Raw genomic sequence first — 12,207 nt, 5'->3', positions numbered from 1 at the left:
GCTCAGCCGGTGACGGGCGCCGACAGGTCGGCGGTCATGTCCTCGACGTAGCGGCGCACCTCGGTGCCGAAGAGCTCGATGCTGCGCCGCATCCGGGCGTGGTCCAGGGTGCCCACCGCGTACTTGAGGTCGAAGCGCGAGGCGCCGAGCGCCGCCGAGGACCGGACGATCTTGCGGGCGACCGTCTCCGGGGAGCCCACGAAGTAGGCGCCCTCCGGCCCGCACATCGCGTCGAACTCCGCGCGGGTCAGCGGGCCCCAGCCGCGCTCCCTGCCGATCCGGGCGTGCGTGTACGCCTGGTGCGGGAAGAACTCCTCGCGGGCCTGCTCGTCGGTCTCCGCGACGTAGCCCGGGGAGTGGAAGGCCACCGGCTGCGGCTCCTTCTCGAAGTGCTCGAGGGCCTGGCGGTAGTAGTCGGCGAAGGGCGCGAAGGCCGAGGGGCTGCCGCCGATGATCGCGAAGATGACGGGCAGCCCGTAGTGGGCGGCGCGGACCACCGAGTTGGGCGAGCCGCCCACGGCGATCCACGTGCGCAGCGCGCCGGCCTCGGTCTTGGGGTAGACCTCCAGGCCCTGGATGGGCGCGCGCAGCCGGCCCTGCCAGTCGATCCGGCCCTCGGTGCGGAGCCGGTCGAACAGCTGCAGCTTCTCCTCGAACAGCGCCTCGTACTCGTCCAGCGGGTAGCCGAACAGCGGGAAGGACTCGGTGAAGGAGCCGCGGCCCAGGATGACGTCGGCGCGGCCGGACGAGAGTGCGTCCACGGTGGCGAAGCGCTGGTAGACCCGCACCGGGTCGTCGGAGCTGAGCACGGTCACCGCGGAGCCCAGGCGGATCCGCTCCGTGACCGTGGCGATGCCGGCGAGCACCGTCTCGGGCGAGGAGACCGCGAAGTCCTCCCGGTGGTGCTCGCCGATGCCGAAGAAGTCCAGTCCCACCTGGTCGGCCAGCACCGCCTCGGCCACGACGTTGCGGATCACCTGCGCCCCGCCGAGCATCCGCCCGTCCGGCCCGGGGTAGAGGTCGCCGAAGGTGTTCAGGCCGAGCTGGATGGTCATGCGGGGCTCCTCGTCGCAAATTTTGTGGATACATCCATAAAAGTCGTGGGTGAGCCGGCTTATTCCGGTGCCGCTGCGGCCGGGGTCCGGCTCAGCGGGTGAGCCATTCCCAGGCGGTGTGCTTCTCGGGGCCGGGGACGCCGCTGACGATCCACGCGATGTCGTCGGTGGGAAGCGGGAACGGGGGCTCCCCCTCCTGGTCGGCGGGCTCGAGCTCGTCCACGTGCTCGAGGCTCCACAGCTCGGCGAACACCTGGGTGGGGCCGCGCCGGTCCACCAGCCGCTCGCGGACCTCCTCGGCGAGCTCGTCCAGGTGGTCCTGCAGGAACCCGGCGAGCTCCGCCGCGAACCCCTCCGCCCCCTCCTCCGCGGGGTCGATCTCCCACGTCTGCCGCACGACCGCCAGGACCTCGTCGTCGCCCAGGGGGGCGCCGTCCCGCCGGGGGTCGGGCGCCCCGGCCGGGACCGGTTCACCGGCGGCGACGGCCAGGAAGCGCTCCTGGAGGACGAACAGCGCGGCGACGGTCATCAGGTCGCGCACCCGCCGGCCGACGGCGTCGTCGTCCTCCGGCCCGGCGGCCGCGCCGTCGACACCCCCGCCGGCGAGGCCCTCCCAGGCGTGGCGCACCCAGGCGCGGACGCGGTCGGGCTCGCCCGAGCGGATCGAGGACGGGCGGATCGAGGACGGGCGCCACCCGGCCGTGGCCGCCCGCCACCGGTCGTCCAGGGCGGGGTCCCCCGGCACGACGGGCTCGGAGGGGCCGGGGCGGTCGGCGGGCGGGTGGCTGAACACGGTGCGGCTCCTGGGTCGGACGGACGTGGCGCGGGACGCGCGGTCCGGACCCAGCCTAGGACGTGTCCCGGCGGTCCCCGGGCCCCGTCCGGAGCGGACGGGGCCCGGGGCCTCGGCAACAGGTCAGCGGCCGGTCAGCAACAGGGCGGCATCACGGCTCGGGGTGCACCACCATGGCGGAGCCGCCGTAGCCGCGCTCGGTCTCGGCCGCCGCCTCGAAGCGGCCGTCGCCGAGGATCCGGATGGCGGAGGCGTTGCCGATCCAGCGCACGTCCTCGAGCTCGTGCCCGAGGGCGATCAGTTCGTCGCCCGTGGGCGAGTCGAGGAGACCCAGGTCGGCGCCCTCGGCCCCGTTGCGGGAGCTCAGCCGGGGCGCGGCCACGGCGTCGACGAGGTCGAGGTCCCGGTCGATGTGCCCGGTGAGGATCTGCGCCACCGTGGTGATGATCGTGGCGCCGCCGGGGGTGCCCACCGACATCCACGGCTCCCCGTCCCGGAGCACGATCGTGGGGCTCATCGACGAGCGGGGCCGCTTGCCCGGGCCGGGCAGGTTCGGATCCGGCACGCCCTCGGTGACGGGCGCGAAGTTGAAGTCGGTCAGCTCGTTGTTGAGCAGGAACCCGTGGTCCGGGACCGTGATCCCGGAGCCGCCGGTCTGCTCGATGGTGAGGGTGTAGGAGACCACGTCGCCCCACCGGTCGGCCACGTTGAGGTGGGTGGTCGAGACGCCGCCGACCGGCTCGGGCTGACGGGCCCCGGGAGTCCCGCACGCGGCGTAGTCCCCGTCCGGCTCGCCGAAGGGGATGGGCCGCTCCTGGGCCTCAGCGGGGTCGAAGAGGCAGGCCCGCTCGTCGGCGAACTCCTGGCTCGTGAGCTCCTCGACGGGCACGCCCTGCACGTCCCCGATCCACCGGTTGCGGTCGGCGAAGGCGGTCGCCGTGGCCTCCGAGAAGCGGTGCAGGTACTGGGTCGCGGAGACTTCGCCGAGGGCCGTCCCGGTGCGCTCGTCGTAGGCCTCCAGGAGGTTCAGGGTCTCGGCCACCGTGATGCCGCCGGAGCTGGGCAGCCCCATGCCGTAGACCTCCAGGCCGCGGTACTCGGTGGAGACCGGGTCCTTGAGCAGGGCCTCGTAGGATCCCAGGTCCTCGAGGGTCATCTCCCCGGGGAGCACCTCCACGCCCTCGGCGGTGGCGGGCTCCCGGCTCGCGTCGACGACCGCCGCCCCGATCGACCCGTCGTAGAAGGCGCCGGTGCCCTCGTGCCGGATGGTGCGGTAGGTGCGGGCGAGGTCGGGGTTGCGGAACACGGTGCCGACCGCGGGCGCCTCGCCGTCGCGCAGGAACAGCTCCGCGGTCTCGGGGAACTTCCCGAAGCGCTCGGCGTTCTGGGCGGTCTGCTCCTGGAAGTTCTCGTCCACCACGAAGCCGCGGGCGGCGATCCGCTCCGCGGGCCGCAGCAACCGGTGCAGGTCCATCGTGCCGAACTCCTCGGCCGCGGTCTCCCACGTGGCCAGGGTGCCGGGCACGCCCACGGACTTCCCGGAGCTGACCACGGTGGCGAAGTCGAGGGGCTCGCCGCCCTCGTCCAGGAACTCGTCCTCCGTGAACGTGGCCGGGGCCGTCTCGCGCCCGTCGACCGTGCGGACCTCGCCGGTCTCCGCGCTGTAGTGCACGAAGAACCCGCCGCCGCCGATGCCCGCGGAGTACGGCTCGGTGACGCCCAGGGCCGCGGCCGCGGCCACGGCGGCGTCGGCGGCGTTGCCGCCCCGCTCGAGCACGTCGATGCCGACCTGGCTCGCGAGCGGGTCCACGGAGGAGACCGCGCCGCCGCCGCCGGTCATGACGGGGACCTTGGGCAGCTCGGCGGTGACCGGCGAGCCCCGGCCCCCGTGCTGCCGGTCGTCGTGCGCAACGGCCGCGGAGCCGCCGAGAACGGTGCCGGAGACGCCGAGCGCTCCGGCCAGACCCAGTGCGAGGTACCTCAGGGATGCGCGCATGGGCTCAGCCTCGCACCGGCGCCTCGTTCCCACCAGGGGCGACGCCTACATTTCGACCGGTGGCGCCGGGGTGCCCAGGCCCGGCGAGGACGCGATCACCCGGCGCACCACCGTCTCGGCGTCCGTCGAGGGGTTCCCGAAGCGGTGCATCGTCACGGACACGGCCTGCTCCGCGAGCAGCGGGAGCATCTCCACACGGGAGGCGCCGACCACCGGCCCGGTGAGCAGCGCGACCTCGGGCCGCTCGGCGAGCGCCTCGGCCAGGCCCGGCGCGGTGCCCACCACCCGGATCCGTCCGGCCCCGCTCGGATCGGACCAGTCGGCGGCGACGCGGGCGAAGGCCTCGTCACCGCAGGGGTCCAGCACCGAGCGGAAGAGCTCCTGCACCTGCGCGGGGACCTCCCCCGCGGGGACGAGGACCACGCGGGCGCCGGAGCGCACGGCGGCCAGCCCCACCCGGATCACGTCCGTGAGCGGGGCGTCCTCGGCCGCACGCACGACGACGTCGCGCGGGCGGTAGCGGAACAGGTTGGCCTCGGACTGCAGGCCGGTGGGGTCGTGGGCGCGGCCGAACTCCCGGTCCCACCACGCCTGGTCCTGCTCGGCGCAGGCGGTCAGCCAGGCGGCGTCCGGCTCGGGCACGAGGGGGCGGAGCTCCGCGAGGTGGCGGGCGACGGACGCGGAGAGCTCGGTGCCGGCCTGCTCGGCCCGGACCTCCCCGAAAGGGGCCTTCTGCCACGAGCCGAGCTGGACCAGGTAGTTCGGTCCGCCGGCCTTGGCGCCCAGGCCCACCGAGGACCGCTTCCAGCCGCCGAAGGGCTGGCGCTGGACGATCGCCCCGGTGATGCCGCGGTTGACGTAGAGGTTGCCCGCCGCGACGAGCTCCACCCACGTGCTGACCTCGTCGGGGTCCAGGGAGTGCAGCCCGGCGGTCAGCCCGTACTCGACCGCGTTCTGCAGCTCGATCGCCTCCTGCAGGTCCGCGGCCTCCATCAGCCCCAGGACGGGGCCGAAGCACTCGGTGCGGTGGAAGAAGGAGCCGGGGGCCACCCCCGTCCTGATCCCGGGCCGCCACAGCCGTCCGGTGTCGTCGAGCTGCCGCGGCTCGAGCAGCCACTGCTCCCCCGGGTCGAGGCGGGTCAGGGCGCGGTGCAGCTTCTCGCCGGGCTCGGCGATCACCGGGCCCACCGAGGCCTGCAGGTTCTGCGGCCAGTCCACGACCATCGAGGACGCGGCGTCCAGCAGCTGCCGGCGGAACCGCTCGGACCGCGCCACGCTGCCCACGAGGATCCCGAGGGAGGCCGCCGAGCACTTCTGCCCGGCGTGGCCGAACGCGCTGGTCACGAGGTCCCACACGGCCCGGTCCCGGTCCGCACTGGGGGTGACGACCAGGGCATTCTTGCCCGAGGTCTCCGCTGTCATCGGCCGCCCCGCCCGCCAGGACTGGAAGAGCCGGGCCGTCTCGTAGGCGCCGGTGAGGACGATGCGGTCCACCCCGGGGTGGGAGACGAGGGCCTGCCCCACCTCCCCCTCCACGGAGTCGACGAGCTGGAGCACGTCCCGCGGCACGCCGGCCTCCCACAGCGCCTCGACCACGGCGGCCGAGCAGCGCCGGGCCTCCGGGGCGGGCTTGTGCAGCACGGCGGCGCCGGCGGCCAGGGCCGCGACCGTGGAGCCGGTGGGGATCGCCAGCGGGAAGTTCCACGGCGGGGTGACCAGCACGAGCCGGTCCGGGACGAACCGGGCGCCGTCCACGGTCTCGAGCTCGAGGGCGCGGCGGGCGTACCAGCGGCAGAAGTCGATCGCCTCCGAGACCTCCGGGTCCGACTGGCCCAGGGTCTTGCCCGCCTCCGCGCCGGCCACCGCCAGCAGGTGCCCGCGGCGGGCGGCCAGGACGTCGGCCGCCCGGTTGAGGATCTCCGCCCGCTCGCGGGCGCCGCGGCCGTGCCATCCCTCGGCGGCGTCCCGTCCCGTGCGCACGAGCCGCTCGACGTCCTGCGCGCCGACGGGGTCGGGCACGGCCAGGGCCTCGTACCAGGACCGGTCCGGAATCCGGGCCGCGATCCCGTCCGCCCACGCCTGGTTCGCGGGGACCGAGACGTCGGTGTCCGGCTCGTTGCGGAAGGGCTCCTCCAGCGGCAGGTGCGCGGACCCGGCGTCGGGCGCGGTGCGGTCCTGGGCGCGGGCGGGGGCCGGGGCGGTGTCCTGCCGCGGGTCCAGCGCCTCGAGGGCGGCCCGGAAGCGCTGCTCCTCCCGTGCGAAGACCTCGTTGTCCGGGGCCAGCTCGAAGATCCCGGACATGAAGTTCTCGTGCGAGGCGTTCTCCTCGAGCCGGCGCACGAGGTAGGACACGGCCACGTCGAACTCGGCCGGGCGCACGGCGGGCACGTAGAGCAGCAGCTGCCCGACGTCGGCGCTCACGGCCCTCGCCTGCTCGACCGCCATGCCCTGGAGCATCTCGAACTCGATCCGCTCCGTCACGCCGCGGCGCTCGGCGAGCAGGTGGGCGAAGGCGATGTCGAAGAGGTTGTGCCCGGCCACCCCCAGCCGCAGCCCCGTCATCCGGCCGGGCACGAACAGCCAGTCGAGGACCCGCTTGTAGTTGGTGTCGGTCTCCTGCTTGCTGCTCCACGTGGCCAGGGGCCAGCCGTGGAGCTCGGCGTCCACGCGCTCCATGGGGAGGTTCGCGCCCTTCACGAGCCGCACCTTGATCCCCGCGCCCCCGGCCTCGACCCGCGCGGCGGACCACACCGAGAGCCGCCGCACCACCGCGAGCGCGTCCGGCAGGTAGGCCTGGACCACGATCCCCGCCTCGAGACCCCGCAGCTCCGGGTGCTCCAGGAGACGGGTGAACACCTCGGTGGTCAGGTGCAGGTCGGAGTAGACCTCCATGTCGAGGTTGATGAACTTGCTCCCGGCCGGGGCCTGGGCGGCGGCCCGGTAGACGGGCAGCAGCCGCTCGACGACCTTCGCCACGGTCCCCTCGAAGCCCCAGTGGGACAGCTGCGGGACCACGGAGGAGACCTTGACGGACACGTAGTCGACGTCGTCCCGGTCCAGCAGCGCCGCGGCGTCGGCGAGGTGCTTGTCCGCCTCCTCCACGCCGAGGACCTCCTCGCCCAGCAGGTTGATGTTGAGCCGGTGGCCCTGGGCCGTCAGCTTCTTCACGGCCTGCCCGAACGGCCGGGGTCGGGCGTCGACGATCATGTGGCCCACGAGCTGGCGGAGCCGGGTGCGGGCGGCGGGGACGACCACCTGGGGCGCCGAGGCAGAGAGCGCGGCCCCGAGCCGGATCTGGGCGCGGTCCGCCGCGGACATGGTGCGGGGCACGATCTCGGCGAGCGCGTGCAGGGCCCGCCCGGCGGCCCGCACGTCCTCGGTGCGCACCACCCGGTCCACGAAGCCGACGGTGAACTCGAGCCCGTGCGGGTCCTGGAGGACGGTGGCGAGCCGGTCGGCGGCGCCGTCGCGGTGCCGGCGGCCCTCGGCGGCGCGCACGAGCCACTCGCGGACCAGGGCGACGGCCTCGTCGGCCAGGGCGCGGGAGTCGGGGACGGACGGGGCGTCGGCGGTCATGGCGGCACTCTCCTGGAGGCTCCGCCCGGCAGCGGTGCCGAGGCACTCCCCCGGCCGCCGGCCGCGTCCACCGGGCGTCACGGTGGCCGGTGAGTCCACGCTACGGCCGGAGCGGCCGGGGCGGAAGAGCCCTAACCGCCCGCCTGCCGCAGGATGTCCGTGGCGAGCCGGCCCAGGACGGCCTTGTGCGGGGCGAGCATGGCGTACCAGTAGGCCCGGCCGGCCGGGCCCGCGGGGCGGAACACCGTGGTCTGGCGGTAGACGAGAGTGCCGTCGGGTCCCGGTTCCAGGCAGATGTCCAGCCAGGCGTCCCCCGGCATCCGCACGACGGACCGCAGCCGCAGCCGCCGCGGCGGCTCGAGGGCCTCGACCGTCCACCAGTCCAGGCGCTCCCCGGCCGCCAGGCGGTCCGGGTGCTCGCGGTGGCGCAGCCGCCCGGGCGGGAGGTTCAGCCGGTTGGCCGTGGCGCGGGCGGCCCAGAGGCGGTCGGTGCTGTACCAGCCGCGCTCGCCGCCGATGCCCTCGACGACCGCCCAGACCGCGTCCCGGTCCGCCGTGGTGGTGCGCTCCACGGTGTCGACGTAGAAACCCCGCGTCTGTGCCATGCCCCTATCCAAGCACGCGCTCCGGGCCCGGACGAGAGGCCGGGCCCGCGGGTCTCAGGCCGGGCGGATCCCGAACCGTGCGAGGTGCTCCAGCAGGCCGTCGGTGGTCTCGAGCCCCGGCAGCTCCTCCGGGGCCACCCAGCGCACGGCGTCGGCGTCGTCGCCGGGGCGCAGCACACCGCCGAGGTAGGTCGCGGCGACGTCGTGCACCTCGTACACGAGATCCGGTCCCCCGGGGACGTGCACCACCCCCAGCTCGCGCTCCGCGCGGACCCGGGCGCCGGTCTCCTCGAAGGCCTCCCGGACGGCGGCCTCGGCCACGGTCTCGCCCGGCTCCAGCTTCCCGCCCGGCACGCTCCAGCGCCCGCGCTGGGGCTCCCGGCCCCGGCGGACCAGCAGCAGCCGGCCGTCCTCCACGACGACCACCGCCGCGGCGGCCCGGACGATGCGCATGCCCCGAGCCTACCGACGGCCCGGGCCGGGCGTTCCCGGGCGGGGCGCGGACCGGACCGCCCCGGCGAGGGCGCGAGTAGAGTGCGAGTGCCGCCCGGCACACCGCCGATCCACCGGAAGGGCCACCCGTGACCGACTCCGTCCTGTCCCGCCTGCACGACCCCGCCCGGAAGGGCTTCGCCAGCGACAACCACGCGGGCGTCCACCCCGAGGTGCTCCAGGCCCTGGCGACCGCCAACGGCGGGCACGTGGGGGCCTACGGCGCGGACCCCTACACCGAGGCGCTGCAGGACGTGGTCCGCCGGCACTTCGGCGAGCAGGCGGAGTGCTATCCCCTGTTCAACGGCACGGGGGCGAACGTCGTGGCGCTCGCGGCGATGACCGACCGCTGGGACGCCGCGATCTGCACCGCCACGGCCCACGCGCACGTGGACGAGTGCGGCGCCCCCGAGAAGGTCGCGGGCGTGAAGATGCTGGCGGTGCCCACCCCGGACGGGAAGCTCACCCCGGAGCTGATCGACCGGGAGGCGCACGGCTTCGGCTTCGAGCACCACGCCCAGCCCCGCGTCGTCACCGTCACCCAGTCCACCGAGCTCGGCACGGTCTACACGCCCGAGGAGCTGCAGGCGGTCTGCGAGCACGCGCACGGCCTGGGCCTGACGGTCCACCTGGACGGCGCCCGCCTCGCCAACGCCGCCGCGGCCCTGGACGTCCCGCTGCGGGCGCTGACCACCGACGCGGGCGTGGACGTGGTCTCGTGGGGCGGGACCAAGAACGGTCTGATGGGCGCGGAGGCCGTCGTGGTGCTCACCCCGGACGCCGTGCGCCAGCCCCGGTTCGTGCGCAAGCTCTCGACCCAGCTGGCCTCGAAGATGCGCTTCGTGTCCGCGCAGCTGCTGGCGCTGCACACGGGGGACCTGTGGCTCGAGGCGGCCCGCCGCGCCAATGCGATGGCCGGGCGGCTGGCGGCCGGGATCGCGGAGGTCCCCGGCGCCCGGGTGACGCAGACCCCCCAGGCCAACGCGGTCTTCGCGGTGCTCCCGGCCGGGACCACCGCCCGGCTGCAGGAGCGCTGGCCGTTCTACGTGTGGGACCCGGCCGTCGGCGAGGTCCGCCTGATGTGCTCGTGGGACACCACCGAGGAGGACGTGGACGAGTTCGTGGCGGCGCTGCGGGAGGACCTGGTCGTCGCCGCCCGCTGACCGGCGCCGCTCACGCGACCGCGGGGTGCCGCCGCCCGGGCTCCCGGGGTGCGGTGCAGGCCCCGCGGCACGGGCCCGGCGCGTCAGGCGATCCCGGTGATGATGTCGTCCACGACCCGCTCCGCCCACCGGTCGATCCGATCGGGGCTCTGCCCGCGCAGGGGGCCGTGGACCACGAGCTCCGCGAAGCCGTGCACGGCGCTCCAGCAGGCCCACTCCGCCCCGTCCCGCCGCTCGCGCGAGAGCGCGCCTGCCTCGACCATGCCGTCGAGCGCCTCCACCAGCAGCGCGAACGGCGGCGGCAGGCGGTCGTGGGGGTCGTGGAGCACGTCGCCCGGCCCGCCGCTCGGTCCGAAGAAGGCCGTCGCGAACCACCCCGGCTCGGCCACGGCGAAGGCGATGTAGCCGAGCCCCACCCCGCGCAGCCGGAGCCGCGCCCGGTCCTGCGGATCGTGGTCCCCCGCCACGGGCATCCGTGCCCGCATCCGCTCGGCCATCCGGTCCTGGATCTCGTGCGCGACCGCCGCCAGGAGAGCCTGCCGGTCGGCGAAGTGCCGGTACGCGGCGTTCGGCGAGACACCCGCCTGACGGGTGACGTCACGCAGCCCCAGGGCCGCCGCACCGCGGGCCCGCGTCGCGGCGAGGCCGGCGTCGACCAGGGCTCTGCGGAGATCACCGTGGTGGTAGGAATCCCGTGTGCGCGGCACCCTTGACCTCTCTTTCCATCGATGTGTACGGTGTACACACTCTACTGGTCCACGGTGCCGCGGGACGACGGCGCACCCTCTGGGCACGGACGGAGGAGTCCCGGCATGCGGACCCTGGTCATCACCGAGAACGTCACTCTCGACGGCGCGATCGAGATGCTCGACGCGCGGTCGTTCGGGTCCGGGGTCATCCACGCCGCCCACCAGCCGGCCTGAGGCCGGACCGAGGAGGACCTGCCATGACCAGCACAGGACGGCCCCGTGTCGTCGACCAGGAGACCTGGCAGCGGGAGCTCGACGCGCTGCGCGTCCGGGAGAAGGCCGCCACCCGGGAGCTGGACGCGATCGCGGCGCAGCGCCGCCGGCTGCCCATGGTGGAGCTGCCGGACTACACGCTGGAGGGCGAGGACGGACCGGTCCGGCTCGTCGACGTCTTCGACGGGAGGCGGCAGCTCATCACCTACCACCACATGTGGTTCCCCGGCCAGACCTGGCAGTGCGGAGGGTGTACGAGCTTCACCTCGCAGTTCACCCGCCTGGACTTCCTCGACAACTACGACGCCCGGTTCGTGGGCGTCACCCAGGGCCCGATCGACGAGGCCCTCGCCTACCGCCGCCGCGTCGGCAACCGCATGACCTGGTACTCCACCGCCGGCAGCCCGTTCGGCGCCGACGTCGGGGCTCCTCCGGGCGGCGGCTTCGCCCTGAACGTGTTCTTCCGGGACGGTGACACCGTCCACCGCACCTGGCACAGCAGCGGCCGCGGTGTCGAACAGGTCAGCCACACCTTCCCGCTCATCGACCTGCTGCCCTGGGGGCGCCAGGAGGAGTGGCAGGACTCCCCCGAGGGCTGGCCGCAGTCGCCCACCTTCAGCGGGTGGCTCGGCTCCGAGGAGGTCGCCGCCCTCTACGGCGAGGAACCCGTGAACCGCCCTGCCGCCCCCGCCGACTGACCACTGGGTCACACCGGGGTGACGTAGGCCCCGGCGATCCCCCCGTCCACCAGGAACGTGGCGGCGTTGACGAACGAGGCGTCGTCGCTGGCCAGGAAGGCGACCGCCGCGGCGATCTCCTCCGGCTCCGCGAACCGCCCGGCCGGCACGTGCACGAGCCGGCGCTGGGCCTGCTCGGGGTCCGCGGCGAACAGCTCCTGCAGCAGCGGCGTGTTGACCGGGCCCGGGCACAGCGCGTTGACCCGGATCCCCTCCCGGGCGAACTGCACGCCCAGCTCCCGGCTCATCGAGAGCACGCCGCCCTTCGAGGCGCTGTAGGAGATCTGCGAGGTGGCCGCGCCCATGACGGCCACGAAGGACGCGGTGTTGATGATCGAGCCCCTCCCCTGCTCGCGCATGTACGGGATGGCGTGCTTGCAGCAGTGGAAGACGCTGGTGAGGTTGACCTCCTGCACCCTGCGCCACGCGTCGATCCCGGTGTCCAGGATGGAGCCGTCGTCGGTCGGGTTGATCCCGGCGTTGTTGAAGGCGACGTCCACCGACCCGTAGGCCTCGTAGGTCGCCGCGTAGAGCGCGATCACGTCGGCCTCGTCCGCCACGTCGGTGCGCACGAACAGCCCCCCGACCTCCTCGGCGGCCGCCTCCCCGGCCGCGGGGTTCAGGTCCGCGACGACGACGTGCGCGCCCTCGGCGGCGAGGCGGCGGGCCGCGGCGAGACCGATGCCGCTGGCCCCTCCCGTGATGACGGCGCTGCGGCCGACCAGACGGCGTGCGTTGACCTCCATGGGTCCTCCTTCGGTGGTGGGGGTTCGGTGGTGGGGGTTCGGTGGTGGGGGTTCGGTGGTGGGGGTTCGGTGGTGGGGGTTC

Annotated in this window: 10 protein-coding genes; 2 read left to right on the top strand and 8 right to left on the bottom strand. The window is 74.6% G+C overall.

The window, feature by feature from the left end; genetic code table 11:
• Positions 1-2: 2 nt before the first annotated feature.
• From EQG70_RS02810 to EQG70_RS02785, 6 genes are all read right to left on the bottom strand, one after another.
• Positions 3-1,055: an LLM class flavin-dependent oxidoreductase gene (locus EQG70_RS02810; protein ID WP_017832982.1), complete on the bottom strand. Its 1,053-nt coding sequence runs from the start codon at positions 1,053-1,055 to the stop codon at positions 3-5.
• 91 nt (positions 1,056-1,146) lie between these two features.
• Positions 1,147-1,848, bottom strand: a complete 702-nt coding sequence (locus EQG70_RS02805) for a hypothetical protein (RefSeq protein ID WP_109269237.1) — start codon at positions 1,846-1,848, stop codon at positions 1,147-1,149.
• A gap of 151 nt (positions 1,849-1,999) precedes the next feature.
• The gene (gene ggt / locus EQG70_RS02800) at positions 2,000-3,844 is read right to left on the bottom strand and encodes a gamma-glutamyltransferase (RefSeq protein WP_109221821.1); all 1,845 of its coding nucleotides are present in this window, start codon (positions 3,842-3,844) and stop codon (positions 2,000-2,002) included.
• A 45-nt stretch (positions 3,845-3,889) separates the two neighbouring features.
• Positions 3,890-7,420, bottom strand: coding sequence for a proline dehydrogenase family protein (locus EQG70_RS02795; RefSeq protein ID WP_109269236.1), 3,531 nt, complete (start codon positions 7,418-7,420; stop codon positions 3,890-3,892).
• Between the two features lie 131 nt (positions 7,421-7,551).
• The gene (locus tag EQG70_RS02790; protein WP_035925446.1) at positions 7,552-8,025 is read right to left on the bottom strand and encodes a DUF2867 domain-containing protein; all 474 of its coding nucleotides are present in this window, start codon (positions 8,023-8,025) and stop codon (positions 7,552-7,554) included.
• A 54-nt stretch (positions 8,026-8,079) separates the two neighbouring features.
• Positions 8,080-8,478 (bottom strand): NUDIX hydrolase, encoded by a 399-nt coding sequence (locus tag EQG70_RS02785; RefSeq protein WP_109269235.1) that lies wholly within the window; start codon positions 8,476-8,478, stop codon positions 8,080-8,082.
• 128 nt (positions 8,479-8,606) lie between these two features.
• Here EQG70_RS02785 and EQG70_RS02780 point away from each other — a divergent pair, with 128 nt between their 5' ends.
• A complete protein-coding gene (locus tag EQG70_RS02780; protein ID WP_109269234.1) occupies positions 8,607-9,680 on the top strand; it encodes a threonine aldolase family protein in 1,074 nt (357 codons plus the stop codon).
• A gap of 83 nt (positions 9,681-9,763) precedes the next feature.
• On the opposite strand, the gene EQG70_RS02775 is transcribed toward EQG70_RS02780, so the two are convergent.
• Positions 9,764-10,387: a TetR/AcrR family transcriptional regulator gene (locus tag EQG70_RS02775; RefSeq protein WP_109269233.1), complete on the bottom strand. Its 624-nt coding sequence runs from the start codon at positions 10,385-10,387 to the stop codon at positions 9,764-9,766.
• 239 nt (positions 10,388-10,626) lie between these two features.
• Here EQG70_RS02775 and EQG70_RS02770 point away from each other — a divergent pair, with 239 nt between their 5' ends.
• Positions 10,627-11,340, top strand: coding sequence for a DUF899 domain-containing protein (locus tag EQG70_RS02770; RefSeq protein ID WP_109269232.1), 714 nt, complete (start codon positions 10,627-10,629; stop codon positions 11,338-11,340).
• Between the two features lie 8 nt (positions 11,341-11,348).
• On the opposite strand, the gene EQG70_RS02765 is transcribed toward EQG70_RS02770, so the two are convergent.
• On the bottom strand, positions 11,349-12,125 hold the full coding sequence (locus EQG70_RS02765) for a 3-oxoacyl-ACP reductase (protein ID WP_035925435.1): 777 nt from the start codon (positions 12,123-12,125) through the stop codon (positions 11,349-11,351).
• Between the last annotated feature and the right edge of the window lie 82 nt (positions 12,126-12,207).

This window comes from Kocuria rosea (assembly GCF_006094695.1).
Taxonomy (GTDB): Bacteria; Actinomycetota; Actinomycetes; order Actinomycetales; family Micrococcaceae; genus Kocuria; species Kocuria rosea.
Note: the sequence above shows the minus strand (reverse complement) of the source record. Positions and strands in the feature narration are given on the sequence as shown.